At 42.2% G+C, this 20,779-nt stretch carries 21 protein-coding genes; 3 read left to right on the top strand and 18 right to left on the bottom strand.

Annotated elements, in window-relative coordinates; all coding sequences use genetic code 11:
- Positions 1–97 precede the first annotated feature (97 nt).
- The gene (ilvD, locus tag K1I56_RS06880) at positions 98–1,801 is read right to left on the bottom strand and encodes a dihydroxy-acid dehydratase (RefSeq protein ID WP_004219590.1); all 1,704 of its coding nucleotides are present in this window, start codon (positions 1,799–1,801) and stop codon (positions 98–100) included.
- Positions 1,802–2,015: 214 nt separating this feature from the next.
- On the opposite strand from ilvD, the gene rpmF reads away from it, so the two are divergent.
- Together rpmF and rpmG are read left to right on the top strand one after the other, a co-directional pair.
- Positions 2,016–2,198, top strand: coding sequence for a 50S ribosomal protein L32 (rpmF, locus tag K1I56_RS06875; RefSeq protein ID WP_003009516.1), 183 nt, complete (start codon positions 2,016–2,018; stop codon positions 2,196–2,198).
- 15 nt (positions 2,199–2,213) lie between these two features.
- Positions 2,214–2,363 (top strand): 50S ribosomal protein L33, encoded by a 150-nt coding sequence (rpmG, locus tag K1I56_RS06870; protein WP_001265622.1) that lies wholly within the window; start codon positions 2,214–2,216, stop codon positions 2,361–2,363.
- 479 nt (positions 2,364–2,842) lie between these two features.
- On the opposite strand, the gene K1I56_RS06865 is transcribed toward rpmG, so the two are convergent.
- The 6 genes from K1I56_RS06865 to K1I56_RS06840 all read right to left on the bottom strand — a co-directional run bounded on the left by K1I56_RS06865 (position 2,843) and on the right by K1I56_RS06840 (position 7,387).
- Positions 2,843–3,628 carry an ABC transporter permease gene (locus K1I56_RS06865; protein ID WP_003013947.1) on the bottom strand — a complete coding sequence of 262 codons (786 nt, stop codon included), beginning with the start codon at positions 3,626–3,628 and terminating at the stop codon, positions 2,843–2,845.
- Position 3,629: 1 nt separating this feature from the next.
- Positions 3,630–4,424, bottom strand: coding sequence for an ABC transporter permease (locus K1I56_RS06860; protein WP_003013825.1), 795 nt, complete (start codon positions 4,422–4,424; stop codon positions 3,630–3,632).
- The gene (locus K1I56_RS06855) at positions 4,421–5,407 is read right to left on the bottom strand and encodes an ABC transporter ATP-binding protein (protein WP_003010129.1); all 987 of its coding nucleotides are present in this window, start codon (positions 5,405–5,407) and stop codon (positions 4,421–4,423) included. Before K1I56_RS06855 ends, K1I56_RS06860 begins: the two co-directional genes overlap by 4 nt.
- Positions 5,400–5,603 carry a hypothetical protein gene (locus tag K1I56_RS06850; protein ID WP_049472641.1) on the bottom strand — a complete coding sequence of 68 codons (204 nt, stop codon included), beginning with the start codon at positions 5,601–5,603 and terminating at the stop codon, positions 5,400–5,402. Before K1I56_RS06850 ends, K1I56_RS06855 begins: the two co-directional genes overlap by 8 nt.
- A gap of 880 nt (positions 5,604–6,483) precedes the next feature.
- Positions 6,484–7,119 carry an SdpI family protein gene (locus tag K1I56_RS06845; RefSeq protein WP_061455895.1) on the bottom strand — a complete coding sequence of 212 codons (636 nt, stop codon included), beginning with the start codon at positions 7,117–7,119 and terminating at the stop codon, positions 6,484–6,486.
- Positions 7,106–7,387, bottom strand: a complete 282-nt coding sequence (locus tag K1I56_RS06840) for an autorepressor SdpR family transcription factor (RefSeq protein ID WP_223325596.1) — start codon at positions 7,385–7,387, stop codon at positions 7,106–7,108. The genes K1I56_RS06845 and K1I56_RS06840 overlap by 14 nt, the downstream gene beginning before the upstream one ends.
- 966 nt (positions 7,388–8,353) lie before the next feature.
- Here K1I56_RS06840 and K1I56_RS06835 point away from each other — a divergent pair.
- Positions 8,354–9,523: a CynX/NimT family MFS transporter gene (locus tag K1I56_RS06835; RefSeq protein ID WP_118228635.1), complete on the top strand. Its 1,170-nt coding sequence runs from the start codon at positions 8,354–8,356 to the stop codon at positions 9,521–9,523.
- An 86-nt stretch (positions 9,524–9,609) separates the two neighbouring features.
- Here the strand turns inward: K1I56_RS06835 and K1I56_RS06830 are convergent, their stop codons facing one another.
- The 11 genes from K1I56_RS06830 to K1I56_RS06780 all read right to left on the bottom strand — a co-directional run bounded on the left by K1I56_RS06830 (position 9,610) and on the right by K1I56_RS06780 (position 20,516).
- Complete coding sequence (locus K1I56_RS06830; RefSeq protein ID WP_223325595.1) at positions 9,610–10,743, bottom strand: LysM peptidoglycan-binding domain-containing protein; 1,134 nt, start codon at positions 10,741–10,743, stop codon at positions 9,610–9,612.
- 473 nt (positions 10,744–11,216) lie between these two features.
- Positions 11,217–11,840: a V-type ATP synthase subunit D gene (locus K1I56_RS06825; RefSeq protein WP_070666698.1), complete on the bottom strand. Its 624-nt coding sequence runs from the start codon at positions 11,838–11,840 to the stop codon at positions 11,217–11,219.
- Positions 11,841–11,843: 3 nt separating this feature from the next.
- Positions 11,844–13,229 carry a V-type ATP synthase subunit B gene (locus K1I56_RS06820; protein ID WP_223325594.1) on the bottom strand — a complete coding sequence of 462 codons (1,386 nt, stop codon included), beginning with the start codon at positions 13,227–13,229 and terminating at the stop codon, positions 11,844–11,846.
- Positions 13,216–15,006, bottom strand: coding sequence for a V-type ATP synthase subunit A (locus K1I56_RS06815; RefSeq protein WP_195424260.1), 1,791 nt, complete (start codon positions 15,004–15,006; stop codon positions 13,216–13,218). Before K1I56_RS06815 ends, K1I56_RS06820 begins: the two co-directional genes overlap by 14 nt.
- A gap of 33 nt (positions 15,007–15,039) precedes the next feature.
- The gene (locus K1I56_RS06810) at positions 15,040–15,744 is read right to left on the bottom strand and encodes a GNAT family N-acetyltransferase (RefSeq protein ID WP_024055129.1); all 705 of its coding nucleotides are present in this window, start codon (positions 15,742–15,744) and stop codon (positions 15,040–15,042) included.
- Positions 15,741–16,061, bottom strand: coding sequence for a V-type ATP synthase subunit F (locus K1I56_RS06805; RefSeq protein WP_201089621.1), 321 nt, complete (start codon positions 16,059–16,061; stop codon positions 15,741–15,743). Before K1I56_RS06805 ends, K1I56_RS06810 begins: the two co-directional genes overlap by 4 nt.
- Positions 16,042–17,061: a V-type ATPase subunit gene (locus K1I56_RS06800; protein WP_223325593.1), complete on the bottom strand. Its 1,020-nt coding sequence runs from the start codon at positions 17,059–17,061 to the stop codon at positions 16,042–16,044. Before K1I56_RS06800 ends, K1I56_RS06805 begins: the two co-directional genes overlap by 20 nt.
- 9 nt (positions 17,062–17,070) lie before the next feature.
- Positions 17,071–17,661, bottom strand: coding sequence for a V-type ATP synthase subunit E family protein (locus K1I56_RS06795; protein WP_223325592.1), 591 nt, complete (start codon positions 17,659–17,661; stop codon positions 17,071–17,073).
- Positions 17,662–17,731: 70 nt separating this feature from the next.
- A complete protein-coding gene (locus K1I56_RS06790) occupies positions 17,732–18,211 on the bottom strand; it encodes a V-type ATP synthase subunit K (protein WP_003009435.1) in 480 nt (159 codons plus the stop codon).
- 30 nt (positions 18,212–18,241) lie between these two features.
- A complete protein-coding gene (locus K1I56_RS06785) occupies positions 18,242–20,203 on the bottom strand; it encodes a V-type ATP synthase subunit I (RefSeq protein ID WP_223325591.1) in 1,962 nt (653 codons plus the stop codon).
- Complete coding sequence (locus K1I56_RS06780; protein WP_049507263.1) at positions 20,193–20,516, bottom strand: hypothetical protein; 324 nt, start codon at positions 20,514–20,516, stop codon at positions 20,193–20,195. Before K1I56_RS06780 ends, K1I56_RS06785 begins: the two co-directional genes overlap by 11 nt.
- Positions 20,517–20,779 lie beyond the last annotated feature (263 nt).

Here is a 20,779-nt window from a genome sequence, read left to right as displayed (position 1 = left end):
CCCTACTCAACTGTGCGGAGGTGGGACGACGAAATCGAATTCTAACGAATTACCGATTTCTGTCCCACTCTCTCTTTGGACAAAGTCGTCCTTGTAATTACTGTTTACCAGACTGTTCCATATTCCAGAAGTCGGTCACAGCACCACGAGAGGCGGAAGAAACGATATGGGCGTATTTACCGAGAACCCCACGGCTATACAGTGGTGGCAAGGTTGTTTCTGCCTTGCGTTTCGCCAACTCTTCGTCTGAAACGTGCATGGTGATTTCTTTGGTATCTTGGTCTACTGTTACCAGATCCCCTGTGTGGAGGTAGGCGATTGGGCCACCGACCTGAGCTTCAGGCGCAATGTGACCAACAACGAGACCGTAAGTCCCACCAGAGAAACGTCCGTCTGTCAAGAGGGCCACCTTGTCTCCTTGGCCTTTCCCAACGATCATAGATGACAAGGACAGCATTTCCGGCATACCAGGACCACCCTTAGGACCTACGAAGCGGACAACAACAACGTCGCCATCCACGATTTCATCCGAAAGAACCGCTTCAATGGCTGCTTCTTCCGAGTCAAAGACCTTAGCAGGTCCAGTGATGTTACGAACTTTCACACCTGATACTTTGGCAACCGCCCCTTCTGGAGCCAAGTTCCCTTTCAAGATGATCAATGGACCATCTGCACGTTTAGGATTTTCAAGTGGCATGATAACTTTTTGACCTGGTGTCAAATCAGCGAAGGCTTCCAAGTTCTCAGCTACTGTTTTACCAGTACATGTGATGCGATCCCCGTGAAGGAAACCATTCTTAAGAAGGTATTTCATGACGGCTGGCACACCACCGACATTGTAAAGGTCTTGGAAGACGTATTGACCTGATGGTTTTAAGTCAGCCAAGTGAGGCACGCGCTCTTGGAAATCATTGAAGTCTTCAAGGGTCAAGTCCACATTGGCCGCATGAGCGATCGCAAGCAAGTGAAGAGTCGCATTGGTGGATCCACCCAGTGCCATGGTCACTGTAATGGCATCTTCAAAGGCTTCACGGGTCAAGATGTCAGATGGCTTCAGTCCCATTTCAAGCATTTTGACAACTGCACGACCTGCTTCTTCGATATCGGCTTTTTTATCAGCTGATTCAGCAGGGTGAGAAGAGGAACCTGGCAAGCTCATACCAAGGACCTCGATCGCTGTCGCCATGGTATTGGCCGTATACATACCACCACAGCCACCAGGGCCAGGGCAGGCATTACATTCTAGTTGCTTTACTTCTTCAGCAGTCATATCACCATGGTTCCATTTCCCGATCCCTTCGAAAACAGAAACCAAGTCGATATCTTTTCCATCGAGATTCCCTGGAGCAATGGTCCCACCATAAGCAAAGATCGCTGGGATATCCATATTGGCAATGGCAATCATGGAACCAGGCATGTTCTTATCACAGCCACCGATGGCTACAAAGGCATCGACGTTGTGACCACCCATAGCAGCTTCGATAGAATCCGCAATGATATCACGTGACGTCAAGGAGAAGCGCATCCCTGGTGTCCCCATAGCGATCCCGTCCGCAACTGTAATGGTGCCAAATTGGACCGGCCAAGCTCCTGCATCTTTCACACCTTCTTTGGCCAGTTTTCCAAAATCGTGGAGGTGGATGTTACAAGGAGTATTTTCCGCCCATGTCGAAATCACTCCGACAATCGGTTTCTCAAAACTTTCATCGGTCATTCCCGTCGCGCGAAGCATGGCACGGTTGGGAGATTTTACCATGCTATCGTAGACACTACTACGATGGCGTTTGTCTAATTCTGTCATGTCATTCCTCTCGTTTCATTTTTTACCATTATAGCATAAAAGAAGGCCCAAAGACAGATCCAAACTTTGAGATCAACTAGGGAGAAGAAACTTTTCCCAAAAATTTCAATTTTTTTGTCAAGTAACTTTACTTTACAAAAAAGTTTTGTTATACTGTTAAAGTTGATGAAAATCAAACCTAATTGAATTTATATCTTAAAAGGAGAATAACGAAATGGCAGTACCTGCACGTCGCACATCAAAAGCGAAGAAAAACAAACGTCGTACGCACTACAAAGTAACAGCTCCATCTGTAAACTTTGACGAAGCAACTGGAGATTACTCACGTTCACACCGTGTATCACTTAAAGGATACTACAAAGGACGTAAGATCGCTAAAGCTGCATCAGCTGAATAATAGAAGGGAGATACCATGCGCGTAAATATTACACTTGAACACAAAGAATCTGGTGAACGCTTGTACCTTACTTCTAAAAACAAACGTAACACTCCAGACCGTCTTCAATTGAAGAAATACTCACCAAAACTTCGCAAACACGTTGTGTTTACAGAGGTGAAATAGGGGTTCACTACACGTCAATAGATGTTAGAAACCTTGATTTTAAGCGATTCTTGAAATTCTAAATTTCACTACATTGCAATATAAATCAACCGAATCACTACCTTTTTCACTACCTTTTTTGAAATAAGAATAATGATTCGGATATATAAAAGAAGAGGAACTTTATTGTGAAGCTCCTCTTTTTGTTATGTGTTCTTTTTCTCACAGATCGTATGACCTGGTTTGACACAGTTGGATTTCAGGTACTTTCAGTTTAGCTTTATATCAACCATCATCAAAATCCAACTATTTTCTTATTTTAAAAAATATGAATAAGTTTGATTGAATGAGGGAATTTCTTTAAATTTTTTCTTAGCACCTATAAGTTAATAATACTATTCTTTAAATTATAGTTTATAATTATCTGATGTTTCAATGACCACAAAACAAAGTACAGCGAATCACTTCCTTTAGTCAAACATATAACTGAACAACATTGTTTATCTTCCTGCACTTTCATATTTTTTCAATCCTTTTCTAAAAATTGTACGACTGATAATAATCAAAAAAACTGTAAAAACTATTTGATAGAAAAATAGGTTCAATGTATCTTTCCCTAAAAATATTAATACTGCAGGATTGGCAATTAATAAATTGGGAACAAATAACATAGTGATCAATCTGTTAATACCTGTAAAAATATTATATGGATACTTAGAAATTCCAATATAATTCAAAAATACATCTACTTTTGAAAATTTAGTTGGGAACCAAAATGAACTAATCGTTATTAGAAACCAAATTGAATAATATATAATACAACCACACATTAAAGAAAGGATATAAAATAATATTTTTAATGAATTTAAATGTACATTTAAATTTCCATAACTTATAAAAATGATCGCAAGACCAAAAAAAGTATTCACGAATTGAACTAAATTAAATGATCTAAAAATATAGAACAACTGAGTATCAAACGGCCTCAATAAAATTTGATCCAAGTTACCACTCAAAATATCTGATTCTAAAATTCCCATACTTCTAATTAACAATCCCATCATAACTCCATCTACAATAGTGTAGGAACCTACCAAAAATAAAATTTGATAATAGTCCCAACCATTAAAAGAGTCTATGTTTAAGAAAATCAATCTAAAAAATACAATAGGTAAACCAATCCACAGTATCGACGAAAATAGACCACAAAAGAAGTCAAAATGAAAATTCATATCAGATTTAAAACCAAAATGAAGTAGCCTAAAAATTACTTTTATTCTAAACATTTTATCCTCCCACATTTGAGAAGTGCTCCACTCCTTTTCTCAATATGAATCTTGATATAATATAAAAAATGATGCACCAAATCAATTGAATACAAATAATTCTCAAATAGTCTATTAATTTATATGTATCATTACTAAACATCTGAAGCGGTTCATATACTAAGTATTTAAAAGGTAATACATCTAAAAACAGACGAAAATTATTTGAAAAAAAACTTAAAGGCAATAATATTCCTGATAAAAACTGAATTACTATTTCTTTAACAGTAAGGACAAAAAATATATTTTCTAACCAAAAAGAAAGCATACCTACACAACATGATATTAAAAACCATAGAACCATAGATAGAATAATTGCAATACTTCCTAAAATAAGAATTTCAATGGTTAATAACTCATTCTTGTAATAAACACTGGAGAATAAAATGACAGGAATGATGATAAATAATAAATGAGCAAGCCTATCTCCAAGCATTTTACAAAAATAATACTTATAAAAAGTAACAGGTTTTATTAATATGCTAAAAAAATTTCCTGAATGAACATCGTCATTGATTTCCCAATCAACTGGATAAAAAACAAAATATGAAAAAATTATAGTCCCCAAATAGTATTGAACCATTGAGGTAAAATCATATCCTGCTATATTTATCTGGTTACTCTGATATATATACGTCCATAAAAATACTGATATCATAATTTGTATACTTGCCTGTAACATTAACAATAGTACACTTGATTTATAGTTCAAAATAGATCGAAATGATATCAGAATAATAGACATTTCTTTTTTCAATTGTGCTCCTTTTTTGTAAAATAGTTTTGTAAAATAATTTCTTCTAAAGAAAGATTTGATATTTCAAAATCTTCTATATCTACAAGCTTATTGATTGATTCTAATGTCTCAAAGACAAAATCTCTAGGTATTTTTAGTATACATTCCGATTTTGTTTGAGAAATGACTACTACTCCTTTAACAGAGCATAACTCTGGTACCAAATCTAATGTCATTTTTATCTTTAAATATTTAAAATCAGAAAATTTAGATAAAATAACATCCATTGACTCCTGCAAAATAATTTTTCCTTTGTCAATGACGATTAATTCGTCACAAACAGACGAAATATCATCCATATCATGACTCGTTAAAATAATAGTAGTATGACATTCTTCATTCATTTTCTTTAAAAATGTTCTGATATCTTTTTTAGACTGTATATCTAACCCTATAGTAGGCTCGTCTAAAAATAATATTTCCGGACTTGTTAAAGATGCCGCGATAAACTCCATTTTCATTTTTTGTCCAAGAGAGAGGGTCCGGACCTGCTGGTAAAGCTGATCTTTTACATTCAACAAATTGCTTAATTCCTGAATTCGTTCTTGTAAAATCGCCGGTTCTACCTCATATAAAGTACCAATCAATTGAAAATAATCCATAGCCGAAACATCTTGAAATAACTGTAATTTATTTCCTACTACTATTGAAATTTTTTTTCTAAAATTTATACTTCTTTTAAATGGAATTTCTCCATTCACTTCTAATTTTCCGGAACTAGGATAAAGAGTCCCAGTCAACATTTTAATCGTTGTGGATTTACCAGCTCCATTACTCCCAATAAAGCCAACTATACTCCCTCTCTTAATCGTAAAACTAATATCTTGAACAGCTCGAATCGTTATTTGATTACGTTTCAAAAATCTCTTGATAAATGGGAGTCTTGAATCAAAATTATAAAAATTTTTAGATAAATTCTGAGCATTAATAACTATTTCACTCATATATCTCTCCTTTCGATAAAATATATTTACTTGTACTTTTTCCATACTTTACCAAAATGCTAAAGATTGAGCTAAAATCTTCGGGATGGGTAAAATAATTTTTGTCTTTAAAAAGTTTCTCAAAACCTTCAAGGCGATTATTGAAATCATTAAATTTTGTATTGTCTAGCTGGTTGAATGTCTCTTTAATATCCATAAACTTTCTCCGTGATTCTTTATTTCACTTTATAAATAGAAGAGTGTCTATATATTTATAGATCCTCAAGAACTTGCATTTTATCAAGTATAAGTAGAATAGTATGTAAGGGTTTACATATTCATATTATATGATTATGTAAGGAATCCGTCAATTTTCCACATTATTATATGACAAAATGTATTTTTTAAAAATGCAAAAATCTATGAGCAAGATGTTTGACTTCCTTTTTTAAAGTATATATACTTATATTAACCTTAGAAAAAAATGTTTGAACAGATATTCAATAATAATTACTTTTTTTAAAATTAAAATTCGAACTTTAAATTTTTATCTTTTTTATATTATTGAGTAACCTAAATTGCCCAATTTGTAAAATTTAGCTAGACAAAAAAAGACATCCAAGAGAAATTTCTTAAATGTCTGTAAACGTTGATATAAGCGTGTTGATTAACGTTTTGATAATTGTGATGCTTTACGAGCTTTCTTAAGACCTGGTTTGGAAAGCATGGGTTTCAGTTGGACTAAAAACAATGTAATACCAAGGATTTTCAGAACGATATCTACTGATTAATTTCATAAAATATGAATAAGTTTAAGCGAAATAGGGAAATTACTTTAAATATTTTATTTACAATTATAATTTATCAATGGTTTTCCTTCAATAATAGTATATAATGGAAGAAAACTGAGTCAACTATCCAGAAAGATACTATTCTGTCTGAAAATAGAATATAGTAGCCAAGTGTAAAGAATATACTATAAGCTTTCCGAAAAATTCGTATTTTCCTGAACGTTTTGAATTTGAAACGATGAACAAACAAAAACAACCGGAAAAGAAACCGTTCCCGACTGGCTTCTTCTCTGGTTGTTTTTCATACTAACGATTTTTCCGACTTAATTGATAAGAGTACACCATAGGGATAACCACAATGGCGAGGATGACCAGCACCAAAACATAAGAAAGTGCGAATTGAAGTCCTGCTTCAAGTAGAAGGATCAAACCTCCGAGGACCCACAACTTCCCTGCCAAGCGATGGGTTTTGTGCCAGTTATCTTCACTCTGCAAAGTCCAAGGCAGACGTATTCCAACCGTGTGATTCACTTTTAGCTTCGGCATGTAATTGCCCATGATCACAAAGATGAGACCCAGCAACACCGAAACAAAAACTGATGGATTGGTAGTAGATCCTAGCGCCTTGCTATAGATGAGATAGGAGGTACTTAAGGAAACGATTGGGGTCAACCAGTAAATCGCTCTGATCATTTTCTCATTCATCGTGCGATTCTTAGGATCACGTCCGATCACGAAAATCATAAACAGATGCACCATGAGATCGAAAATAGGAAGACCAAACACAACCAGGGGTTTCGATTGGAAGTTATTGGCCTGGCCAGCAAAATTGAAGTGAATCGGGATTTGGTTAGGCAATTGCGACCAAATCATCAGCCCCCAAAGCATGGGGAAAAGGATCACCATAGAAGTTAATAGCAATAGTTTTTTATTCGTTTTCATCAGTAGAGTCTCCTTTCAAATCAACGAGCCAGACCATTAAATCCTCCAAGACAGAAGTATTGAGTTCATAGTAGATAAAATACTTCTCTTTTTCCTCTCGAATTAAATCTGCCTGCTTGAGGAGGCTTAAATGATGGGAAATCGTCGCTCCTGCTACATCAAAGTGGCCAGCGATATCACCAGCAGATAATTTCCCCGCCTTTAGCAGTTCTAAGATACTTCTTCTTATCGGATTCGATAAAGCTTTAAATGTTTGCGCAAAATTCATTCTCTATCTCCTCTATTCTATTTAGAAATGTTTCTAAATAGATTCTAGTGCTTTCGGATGGGTTTGTCAACTCTATTTAGAAAAAAATCTAAATAGTTTCTGTTGTAAAAAATTATCAGACCTAAGACCGATTCTTATAAACAGCGTCTTTTCTTAAGTTTTCTTTAAGAAATCAGCCTTATAATAAAACCATCAAATGAAGACCTCCTAACTTTGTTTGATAGAAAATCCTAAACTTTTTCATAATAATCTCCCTATAAGAGCCACCAAAACCGGTGGCTTTTTCTCTACGTACCTTTACGAGCATCAGCGAGTTTAGGTACGTTGACGCAGTTCGAACGACAGTGAGAACTACGATCTTTATTTCCTTAGCGAACGTTAGTGAGCTTAAGTACATTGACGCAGTTTAAGCAGAGCGGAAACTACATACTTTAAAAAGAAAAAGTTATTATAAATAAAAACACAGCTTATTTGTGATGCTAGCTAATGTATTTTCTCAGACTTCAGACCGATTCTTTCGATCAGCGCCTTTTCTTAAGTTTTCTTTAAGCAAACCGCCTTATAATAAAACCATCAAATAAAGACCTCCTAACTTTGTTTGATAGAAAATCCTAAACTTTTTCATAATAATCTCCCTATAAGAGCCACCAAAACCGGTGGCTTTTTCTATGGGAGTGAGACAGAACAATTTTATAAAATTGTTCGTTGTCTCACCCCCGCACAGTTGATTAGGTATTCTTTGGAGCTATAAGAGCGAACAAAGATACCAATCAACCACTGCGTTATGCAATTGTTACTAATCTATTTTTGTGAACCAGACCTAGTAAGGGCGTAGACGAACTTAGGTACGTTGACGCAGTTCGAACGCTAGTGAGAACTACGTTCCTTCTCCTTCATTTGTACTAATACTCCAATTTATGCTCGATCTATGTTATAATGAAGAGAATTTTTGTCTGAGGAGGATTTATGAAAAAAACACATTCTATGCTATTCATCCCGGGCATCATTATGCTTGGGATTGTTTTACGAACACCATTTACTACGCTTCCGACGGTCTTGTCTGACATCGCTGCTGGTTTGGGGGTAGATGTGAGCTCTCTGGGACTATTGACTAGCCTACCACTTCTCACCTTTGCCATTTTCTCACCTTTTGCGATTCAATTTGCTAAAAAGTTGGGGATTGAGCGCCTCTTCTTTCTTGTCTTGATCGCAATGACGATCGGATCTGCCATTCGGATTATCAACCTCCCCTTCCTCTATCTGGGAACCATCTTGATTGGAGCTGGCATCGCCTTTCTCAATGTGCTACTTCCAAGCCTGATTCAGGCGAACAGACCCCGCCAACTAGGCATTCTGACCACTTTGTACATCACTTCTATGGGGATGTCCACAGCGATCGCCTCTTCTGTTGCCGTTCCGATCACCAAAGCCACTTCTTGGCAAGGTTTGGTCAACATCTTGACAGCCTTATGTGCTCTTGCTTTGGTCATCTGGATTCCTAACCTTCGCTACAACCACCATCTAAAAAAGACGGCTACTACAGAATCTAGTAGCAAGTGGTATACCAATAAGTATGTCTGGGCTATCATGATTTTTGGAGGCTTGCAGTCACTGCTTTTCTACACAAGTATGACCTGGCTTCCGACCATGGCTGTTCAAGCTGGCCTTTCAAAGGTTGAATCTGGACTACTGGCTTCAGTATTTACCTTGATCAGTCTCCCATTCTCCTTGACGATCCCAAGTTTAACGACACGATTATCCGATCGCAATCGACGCTTGATGCTGACGATTGTTGTCGGAGCAGGGATTCTGGGGGTAGCCATGCTATTAATCCCGACCAGCAACTTCTTCTACTGGTTGGTATTAAATGCCCTGATTGGAAGTTCCGTTAGTTCGCTTTTCCCTTACCTCATGGTCGCTTTCTCTATGAAATCCAGCACACCTGAAAAAACAGCTCAACTTTCCGGTCTTGCCCAAACAGGAGGCTACGTCTTTGCAGCCTTTGGTCCCATCCTCTTCGGCTACAGCAAATCTCTCTTCCACTCTTGGACACCTGCCATTCTTATGCTCCTGGTCTTAACCATTATCATGGCGATTGCCCTTTATCAGGTGGAAAAAGTCGATCATATTTTATAATCATCGTCTGGCTGGAAGATTCGTCTTCCGGCCTTTTTTGTGCATACAAAAAAAGAACTAGGCACTTGTCCTAGTTCAAAGTTTTATTATCCGTTAAATGAGATATGTACGTGGTCGTTGTGGTTTGCTGTATCTCCACCACGGTCCGGCATTTGGTTCCATGTATTAGCTGGTCCGTAAATGTTATTTACTGGCATGTAGAATTGTTGTTTCCAGATAATATATGAGATACCTGCACGGTCCATGTTATCAATCGCATACTGTGCAACTTGATCTCCAAGCTCTGAATTTGTTGGAACCATCACGTCTACTGCAAGTCCTTTACCATGGTCTTCTGGATCCCCTTCACGGTAACCACCGATGTTTGTGATACCGAATTTCGCTGCAATTTCTTGACGGAAAGCTTCCGCTTGAGGTTGAAGATTTGGATCAGTTGGAATAGTATTTCCGCTTGTTGGAGTTGATGCTACTGGTTGTACTTCAGGTGCAGCTGCAGTTTCTACTGCTGCAGGTTGTGCTGCCGGAGCTTCCTCTGCTGGTGCTGGTGTTTCAGCAGGAGCTGCTTCTGCGGTTGGAGCAGATTGAGGAGCAGCAGCTGGGGCTGCTTCTTGATTTTGAACTTCAACATTTACAGCTGGAGCACCGTAGTTTGGTGTTTCTGGAACAGCTGGTTGTGCTGGTGTTTCTGCTGCTGGTACTTCAACTACAGGAGCTTCCGCTGGTGCTTCTTGAGTTTCCGCTGCTGGAGCAACCGGAACAGCTTTGTTATCTTCGTTTACTGGTTTAGACAAATCGTTGACAGCGACTGTTTGGTCAGCTACTGTCACCTGATTCGTTGTCAAGTCAGCACTTGCAACAGTTGCATCTGTTGCACCTGCTTGAGGAGTTTGGATTTCAACTGAAGTTACTTCTTTTTGATCATTTACTGTTGTTTTCAAAACAGTACCTGGGTAGATCAAATCCATATTGCTGATGTTGTTCAAGTTTGCCAACACATGAACATCGATTCCAAGCGCTTCTGCGATCGAACTCAATGTATCACCATATTTGATGGTATACGTTTGTTGGTTCTCACCACTTTGTTGGATATCATGTTTGATTTCATCTACTGAGCGAGCCACCCAATCTTCAAGTGTTTCTGCAGTGGCTTTTGTAAATGGAATCACTGCAAGAGCTACTGTTGAAGCGATCAAGGCTTTCGTATTAACTTTTAATTTCATCTTTTATCCTCTTTTTTCTTTGTTTTTTGCTCAAGATTTTCTTGAACAAATGAACTACTATACTATCTTATCACAATTTAAAAATAATAAAAGGCCTTTTTGGCTATTTAACAAAACTGTATTTTTCTTGTAACATTTCGTCTTTCTTGTCATATTGTTACAAACTAGTAACATAAAAATAAGGTAGTGGAAGAAGAGTGAGAGGGTGCAAAAAAACCTCATCTAGGAATGGTTTCTTGATGAGGTTCTTATCTTTTTTAAGTAATTGAGGCCGGGCTAAGTACTGTGTGAAAAACGCAAACTGTAATAGTACTAACTTCAAAGGCACAGTAGCTGATTGGATTTTTCTCTCGCTTTAAGAGCTCGGAAAAATCCTAATCAGCCTTGTGGGGGCAGGACAACGAAGCATTCTATACAACAGTGCTTCTGTCCTGCTCCCTATTTTCCTTTGAGTTGCTTAACGGCTTTGTATCTTATTTTACCTTCATGATTCTGACGAGGTTGGCGCGTTCGGCTTCCTCGAGTTTCATTTCGATATAGTAGATGGTTTCTTTGAGGTCTGGGATAGTCGCATACTCCAGCCCATTTACTCGACGGCGGGTTTTCTCAATTTCGTCTGCCATGAGTTGGCAACTTTTTTCGATTTCCGCTAATTTGAGCAAATCTGGGAGGAGATCTCCCATTTCTTGAATGGTGCTGTCCATTTGACTGTTAGAGGCGAGATAGCTATAAACCACGTCCCCTTCATCATCTCCGTATGGATTATCGATACGGGCATGGAGCTTGGGCACGCGCACACTCATGACATTTTCTTCCTCAATATGCAGCATCACTTCTCGCGTAGGTACAGCAAAGATTTCTTCCACCATGAGGTCGCTCTCTAGTGACTTGGCCATCACGAAATCTTGCATATTGTCCACCAGCGCCGCCTCTACCTTTTGGCGCAGGCGATTATTCTCACGTACAGCTTCAATAAAGCGGCGCATGAGTTCATCCCGCTTATCCTTGAGCAACTTGTGCCCCCGGGTTGCTGTCTTGAGGCGCTCTTTGAGAATATTGAGCTCCATCCGAGTTGGTTTTACATTTAATCGTGCCATGGGCTAATCCTCTTTGTTTGGCAGATACTTGTCAATCATCTCATCCTTGATCCGTTTAAGCTCTGTTCGTGGAAGGATGGATAAGAGTTCCCAACCGAGATCCAAACTTTCCTCAATCGTCCGATTGGTTGTGAAGCCTTGGTTGATGTATTCCTGCTCAAAGCGGTCCGTAAATTTAACATAGTGCTTGTCGGTATCTGACAAGGCAGACTCCCCAAGCACTACAGCCAGTTCTTTGGCTTGTTTTCCTTGGGCATAGGCCGCAAAGAGCTGGTTCATGGTCGCCGCATGGTCTTCCCGAGTCTTGCCTTCACCAGAACCCTTGTCCTTCAAACGAGAAAGGGATGGAAGAACATTGATCGGTGGACGGTAACCACTATTGTAGAGATCACGGGACAGAATAATCTGGCCTTCTGTGATGTAGCCTGTCAAGTCAGGGATGGGGTGGGTGATGTCATCTTCTGGCATGGAGAGGATCGGAATTTGGGTCACAGATCCTTTCTTTCCAACCAAGCGTCCTGCACGTTCGTAGAGGGTTGAGAGGTTAGTATAAAGGTAACCTGGATAGCCTCGACGACCTGGAACTTCCCGGCGGGCAGCGGATACTTCCCGAAGGGCTTCACAGTAGTTGGTCATGTCGGTCATGATAACCAAGACGTGCATGTCTTTTTCATAGGCCAAATATTCGGCGGCTGTCAAGGCGATCCGAGGAGTCGCAATCCGTTCGATAGCTGGGTCATTGGCTAGGTTGATGAAGAGGACAGAGCGGTCAATCGCACCTGTCTCCCGAAGGTCGTTCATAAAGAACTCGGCTTCTTCAAAGGTAATTCCCATGGCCGCAAAGACCACGGCGAAGTTTTCTTCCGAATTAAGAACCGTCGCTTGACGGGCAATCTGAGCCGCCAACTCCTTGTGAGGAAGACCTGAACCTGAGAATACTGGGAGTTTTTGGCCCCGAACCAAGGTATTCAAATGGTCAATGGCTGAGATCCCTGTCTGGATAAATTCATCTGGATAGTCCCGCGAAACAGGATTGATGGCTTGTCCATCAATGTCCAAGTACTTCTCTGGAATAATCTCTGGACCACAGTCGATGGGTTTGCCCATCCCGTTAAAGATGCGGCCCACCATGTCTTCAGACACAGGGAGTTCTAGGGGACGTCCGGTAAAGCGAACCTTGGCTTTTTCCAAGTTGATCCCGCTAGATCCTTCAAAGAGTTGGACCATGGCCTTGTCTTCTTGGACTTCGAGGACTTGTCCTTGACGGGTTGTTCCGTCATGGAGCTTGATTTCTACGAGTTCATTGTAGTGAACACCCTCGACCTGATCGACAATCATCAAGGGGCCAACAACTTCGCTGACAGTACGGTATTCTTTAATCACGCTCATTGTCTACTCCTCCTTTTGCGACGATTTGGTGTAGGGTTTCTACGATTTCTTCTTTCAAGGCTTGAATAGTGGCCAACTGATCCTCATGGATGAACTTGCTACGGGCAATGCGGTCTCGAAGAGTTACGGTTCCTTCCATGATTTCTGTGAAGTAAGCCCCTAATTCTAGTGCTTTTTGACTTTCTTGGTCAAAGGTCAAAATGTTGGTCAACAAGGCCACCTGCTTGCTGAAGGAAGTATAGGTGTCCACCTCATCAAAGGCATTTTGTTGCAGGTAGTCTTCGCGGATCATCTTGGCCGCATTCATGGTCAAGCGGTCCTTTTCAGACAAGGAATCTAAACCAACCAAGCGAACGATTTCTTGCAATTCACTTTCCTTTTGCAACAGGTTCATAGCGCGGGTCACTTTTTCAGACCAGCTGATTTGTTCATGTAAATCGATATAGCGACCGACTTCATCCTGGTAAAGGGAATAAGAACTCAACCAGTTGATGGCTGGGAAGTGGCGACGTTGGGCCAATTGAGCATCCAGTCCCCAGAAGACCTTAACGATCCGCAAGGTATTTTGCGTTACCGGCTCTGAAATATCTCCACCTGGAGGGGAAACGGCACCGATTGCCGTAATCGAACCTTCGCGCGCAGTAGTTCCAAGTGTCTTGACCCGACCTGCACGCTCGTAGTATTCGGCGATCCGGCTACCAAGGTAGGCTGGGTACCCTTCATCCCCTGGCATTTCTTCTAGACGACCAGACATTTCACGGAGAGCTTCAGCCCAGCGCGATGTCGAATCGGCCATGATGGCAACAGAATAGCCCATATCACGGAAGTATTCCGCAATGGTGATCCCTGTGTAGATAGAAGCTTCCCGCGCTGCTACTGGCATGTTCGAAGTATTGGCGATCAGAACAGTCCGTTGCATAATGGATTGACCAGTTGTTGGATCGATCAATTCTGGGAACTCATTCAGAACGTCCGTCATTTCATTCCCACGTTCCCCACAACCAACGTAAATTACGATGTCTACATTGGCAAACTTGGCCACCTGGTGTTGCACAACGGTCTTTCCAGCTCCGAAAGGACCAGGAACAGCTGCAGCTCCACCTTTCGTAACAGGGAAGAAGGTATCAATAACCCGTTGACCTGTGACCAAAGGCTCTACTGGAATCAGTTTTTGTGCAAAGGGACGGCCTCGACGAACCGGCCATTTTTGCATCAAAGTACCAGTAAAGAGACTGCCATCTGCCTGCTCGATCTCATAGACCGGCTCTTCCACTGTGTAAGAACCTGCTGCGATCTTGGTCACACGTCCACTCACACCAAAGGGTACCATGATGCGGTGTTCCACCATATTGGTCTCTTGAACGGTACCGACGATGTCTCCAGCGACCACTTCTGTCCCTTCAGTCACACTTGGTTCGAAGGCCCATTTGGTGTCCCGATCTAGATTTGGAACTTGCACCCCACGAACCAAAAAGTCACTGGCAGTCACTTCTTGGAAGCGTTCCAAGGGGCGTTGGATCCCGTCAAACATCTGAGAGATCAAGCCTGGTCCCAATTCAACAGAAAGGGGAGCTCCGGTTGTGACCACTGGTTCTCCTGGACCGACTCCAGACGTTTCTTCATATACTTGGATAGAGGCTTCGTCCCGCCGCATCTCAATAATTTCGCCAATCAAACCAAGATCGCCGACCCGGCAGATATCTTGGATGTTGGCCTCCTGCATCCCTGATGCGACCACCAAGGGACCGGAAACTTTGATAATTTTTCCTTGAGTCATGTATTCCTCCTGGGAATCCTTTGTTTCTTTGTTTTACTTTTGCGCTATCTCTCTTAGAGATTGCTTTTGTTGGCCATTGGCATCGAAATTGCTTGGATCCAACCAAGCTTCTAGCCGCTGTTTGATAGCTGGCCATTCTTGGTCAATGATGGACAACCAGTCTGTATCGCGGGTACGACCTTTATAAACAACAGCCTGACGGAAACAGCCTTCATAGGTGAAGCCTAAGCGCTCAGCTGCTTTGCGAGATGCTTGGTTTAAGGCATCGCATTTCCACTCATAGCGGCGGTAGCCTAAATCTTCAAACACGTAGCGCGCTAACAGATACTGGGCTTCCGTAGCCATGCGTGTCTTTTGGAGCGCTGGTGAATAGGTCACTGCTCCGACTTCGATCACCCGGTTGGCTTGATCGATCCGCATGAGAGAGAAAGTTCCCAAAGCCTTGCCTGAATCTTTGTCTACAATCGCATAGTAAAAGCGACCTTGGGCTGTCATGAGATCATCTAATAGATGGTCCCACTCCTCTTCATTGCGGGCAGGGCCTTTGAACAGAAAGGTCCACATCGCTGCTGGAGAGTCCGGCCCGTAGACCTGATAAAGATCTGCTCCATGTTTTTCTTTTGAGAGGCGCTCGATCACGGTATAGCGACCTTCGATCCGCTCAATAGCTGGCAGACGCCCTGGTGTAAAATCCGGCAGTGCATCGCCAATCGCTTGGCCAAATTCATTTGTTCTCATAAAATATCCTGTCCTACTGCTTTTTCGACATTATCACGAATCCGCTGTTGGCCCAGTCCCGTAGTTCCTCTATGGGTCGGGATAAGGATCAGAGCCGGTGTCAGCTGCTGGTCGTAAAAAGCCACTGTATCTGGAATGGCCTGAGCAATATCCTCTGTCAGGTAGATAATCCCGAAGTTTTCCCGACTGAGTTTTCGCAGGGTATTGATCGCTTCTTGTGGCTCCGTGACCGGATAGGTTTGAAAGCCAATCAGGCGAAAAGGAAGGATGGCGTCCCGATTGCCCACAACGGCGATCTTATAGGTCAGTTTGTCCATAAATCGGTCTCATCCTTTCTTTGATTTCTGCTAGCGGAAAACCATTGTCCAAACCAGAGATGACCAAACGAAGGTTGGTCACCTCTAACTCTTTTCCGTAAAGATAACGGACAAGAGGGAGTGGTCCATCGACTTCAAAACGGCCAGCGTCTAGAAGACTGAATTTCACCAAGCTTTCTAAATACTCCAACTCTACGGTCTTTAGTTGACCGGTGCGCATCTTTTCTTCATAAGTCTCTAAGGCGAGATCGTAGTCCAGCGGATTGACTTGATAAAACCAGGTCAACCACTGACCGGATTCTAGCAGGTCGATCACCTGATGGGCACTGAGGCTTCCTTCATCTGAAAGTAATTGGTGCATAAAGCTATGCGGTTTTTGCTGATCCAAGGCCCGCTTAACTGTAATCGCATTGTAAAAGTCAATGGTCACGTCCACCAACTGCTTCAGAATCGGATGATCTAGGCTGTCCCCTAAGTATCTCAGGTGTTTAAAATAAGCTAAGTCCATCCCGATTTCGAGAACCCGCAAGTCCTGATAATCTTGGAATTCTTGCCAGGTTGCAGCCACTTCTTCCGCCATAAAGGCTGGGCAATGCTCCGCAGAAAAGGTCGCTACCAAATGCTCGAGCACATCGAGAGAATAAGGACCGATAGGGATCAATAAGTGCCCCAACTTGCGCTCTGTCGCCTTGTGTTTTAGATAAACCTTGAGATTATGATAGGTGTACTTCAAGGTAAAAAGGCTAACCAGGTCTGACTGAGGGCTTACCTCAAAAGCCCATTGGTATTCTGCCAACAAGGCTGCCATCAGACGGGCTTCAAGGACTGATAAATCCTTGATCTCCTGGCTATCTAAAGCATAAGGTGTCCCTTGTAGCAAGCCTTCTCGGCTCTCACTGGAGGGACTTGCAAGCAACTGCTCGAACTGACTGGGACTGACAAAACTGGCCTCACGTACGCTGATTCCTGTATTAACTTGAGAATAGGTCCGTTCGCTCATTGCAACCTCCTAGTTCTCTTCATCGGTGAAAATGCTGGCTGCCATCTGGTAGCTTTCTTGCTCCCAAATGGAATCCACCAAATCACGGTAGAGATAGTTGTCATCAATCTTCCCAACCGACAAGACAAAGCCTGCCTGAGCTGGAATCGTCGCATCCGCAACTGTCACATTCTGATGAGTTTGCTTTAATTTCTCGAGAGCTGCTAGATCAAATTTGCTAGCACTCACCGCCCCAAAGGTCAGGGTCACAACTTGCCCTTGATAGCGGTCTAAAATCGCATCTACAAACTGCATTTCCTTGTCAAGGGGCCAAGCCACCATTGCTTCATAAGCATCTGCAAAGAGATCCTTTAAGACTCGTTGCTTGGTGACAAGGGTTGATTGGCGTTTTTTATTTTCGATTTGTTGGGTTTCACGTTGCAATTGACGTTGAATCCGCTTGAGCTGCTCAGAGCGTTGATTGAGTTTCTCTTGGATCAACCGCTCTTCTTGTGCAGTCTCTTCTTTTAGGATGGTTTCCTTGGCCTCTTCTAAGAGTTTACGCCCTTTTTCGTGGGCTTGGGCCAAGATCGAATCCTTTAATTGGGTTTGTTCATCCATATCGTTTTTTCTCCTATTGCATGCGTCTTGTGTTTTTCGCCTCGCGAGGCGAATCCATCAAAGCTAGCTCTTAGCCGACGCGTAGGGTCAATAGGAAGGACACAACGAAGGCCAAGATGGCGTAGGTTTCAACCATGGCCGCAAGGATAACCCCTTTCATCATGTCTTCAGGACGTTTGGCCAAGATTTGCATCCCTGCTGTCGCAACATTTCCTTGGTGTTTTGCTGAGAAATAACCAACGATCGCAACTGGAAGAGCTGTAAAGAAGTAAGCAACTCCTGTTTCAAGTGGCATATCTGGCTTAATTTGCAACCAGATCAAGATCCCGATAACGAATCCGTACAAACCTTGTGTACCTGGCAACAATTGCAAAATCAAGGCTTGGGCAAATTTTTCGGGTTGTTCTTTCAAGAGGGCTGCTGCTGCTTGACCCGTTTTACCAACCCCAAGAGCAGATCCCATTCCACTAAGTGCAACTGCGATCGCCACACCAAATGCTGCAAAGAAGGCGCCCCCATGGGCTGAAAAATATGATGCTAAAGATTCCATGAATATACTCCTATTTTTTAAAGATAATACTTATTTTTTTGTTTTAATATAGCGTTCAGAAGGTTTGAGAGGACGAAATGGCTTGCCTCCTCCTTCGTAGAACTTACCGAAGAACTCCACAAAGATCAAACGGGCTCCATGCACATATCCTGACAAGAAGGACAGGAACATGTTAATGGCATGTAGGACGATAAAGAGCATAAGCCCTACCGTAAACCGTCCAAGCGGTGGGAAGAGATTGACAATGAGGTTAAAGGCCGAACCGATACTAGCTCCAGACAAGCCCAAGGCCATCAAACGGGTGAAGCTGACCAAGTCTCCGACATACCCACTGACATTGTAGAGGTTAAAGAGACCAGACGCTAAACCGGACAGCTTCTTGGCACTGACAATGGAAACAATCAAGATCCCAATGGCGTTCAAAATAGCCAGCCACTTACCAATCGGAACTAGAAGGCTCATCCCTGGCAAGATATTGCCTACTGCTAGAAGCATTAAACCAAGTAAGATCAAGACCCAAGCAAAGCCAGCATTATAGGCTTCGGTGTAGTCTTTGAGGCGGACATTTTTCATTCCCCCTAGGAACAGTCCCACTAAGACAGTGACAAAACCAAAGACCACTGAGAGGATCAGGATGGTCATGGCGTTACTGGTCGTACTGATCAAGGCAAAAGGCATCTCAAATCCAAAGAAAGAGCCATAGACCACACCCCAAAGGGCAACTGAAATTCCGAGGAGACTGAAGAAACGAAGGTTCTTGGCTGTACCAGGCTTGAGCTTGAAGGCTTTAAGGGCAAAGCCTGTCGCCAAGGTTAGCAACAGTCCATAACCGATATCTGCGACCATCATGCCAAAGAAAACAAAGTAGAAGAGAGAAACGATCGGTGTTGGATCTTTCTCGTAATACTTAGGCAGGGCGTACATCTCTGTGACTAATTCAAAGGGCTCTACCAAGGCATTATTTCGCAACTGGATCGGAACGTCATCCCAATCTTTTTCCGTCACATCGCGTGTCTCTAGTAAGACCCGAGAACCAAAACCTTCTTGCAAGAAGTCTCGTAATGAGGCCACTTGGGAGGTTTCAATCCAACCCTCTAGAGCTACCAAGCTTTGCGTGCTGGCAAGAAGCGACTTGGCTTCCTCACGAGCTCCCGAACTCAGCAAGTAATCCATCTGGTACTTGAGCTGGTCCAGCTCCTTCTGGGAGTTTTGTAACTCGGATAGGGTTGCTGCAACGACAGCTTCCTGCTCTTTGATTTCCCCTTCTAGGCGATCCAAGTAAGCAGCTGGGACTTGCTCTTCTTCATAGTCCAATTCTTTGAACCCATGTTCTTCCAGAAGCTCCTGAACAGCTACACGGTCTCCCGAACGATACAAGATGACATAGCCGTGTTCAGTCTCAGACGTAAAGACTTCTTCTAACTCTAGCTCAGGATGAGCTTTTAAGGAAGAACGAACAGCGTCTGTATCGCTATTCGGGATAGTCCCAATCAAACCATGCACATAGTGAAAGGTAGCAAGGGCAGCTGGCGTCACCTCTAACGGTCGCCATTTTTCTAAGCGCTCTATCTCTCCCTTTGCATCTGCAATCTTCTGTCGAGCCTTGTCTAACACGCGCAATTGGCGTTTCAACTTGGTCAATAGAAGATCCTCATCTCGAATCATCCCGTGGGCCTGCAGATCATCAAAAGACAAACTTAAAGGTTCTTCCTTCAGAGCTTGCAGGGCCTTCTTCTCAGGCATATAGGGCTCCAGAGTCTGAATCATTTTTTCAACTTGTTCTTGACGTTTTTGTAGCTCTACCAAGACTTGACGATTGTCCTCTGTCAAGGGTTGAGACAAGGTATTTGCCTCAAAAGCAGCCTGCCACTCTTCCTGTTCACTTAGGTCATAAATCTGGATTTTCGCCTCAGACTGCAGCGCTAGTAGGAGACTGTCCAAGTCATCTTTGGGCAAGATGAGAGACAGTTTTTGCATCTGACTAACGGCCATAGCTTGCTACCACCTTTTCTACAATGGCTTCAACTAACCCAGCTCGCTTATCGGTCATCGCTTGCTGTACTTTGGCATCATTGCGCGCAACCGTTTCTTCCAGATCTTTCGTTAAACGGACGAGTTTTTCCTGGGCGTTTTTTTCTGCCTCTGTAACCAATTGCTTGGTTTCCTCATCGTAATGCTGTGCCACTGTTGCAAGGCGATCGCGTGAATCCGTTCGGATTTGTTCGACTTGAGCTTCATAGCCTACAATCACGCCTTGAGCTGCTTGCTCGATCTCTTGCATCATCTCGAGTGTTGCATTCGACATTGTCACACCTCCTTATTCAACCATTGTTCTTCCAACAACAGTACAATTATCTTAAATTATACCACAATTCATATCGTTTGTTCAGGCCCAACCGGAAATTTTCAGAAAATTGTGGATAACCAACAAGCCACTACTGCCAGGATTGGTAGCGTTCTCTTCTTTTCGCATATCCTGTTCCTAGTTTCAGTATTTCTTGATTTCTTTTACTTGAATAAAGCGGTTACCCATGTTATAATGTGTAATATATTATAGGAGCATCCTGT

This window comes from Streptococcus parasanguinis (genome assembly GCF_019929185.1).
Taxonomy (GTDB): Bacteria; Bacillota; Bacilli; order Lactobacillales; family Streptococcaceae; genus Streptococcus; species Streptococcus parasanguinis_O.
Note: the sequence above shows the minus strand (reverse complement) of the source record. Positions and strands in the feature narration are given on the sequence as shown.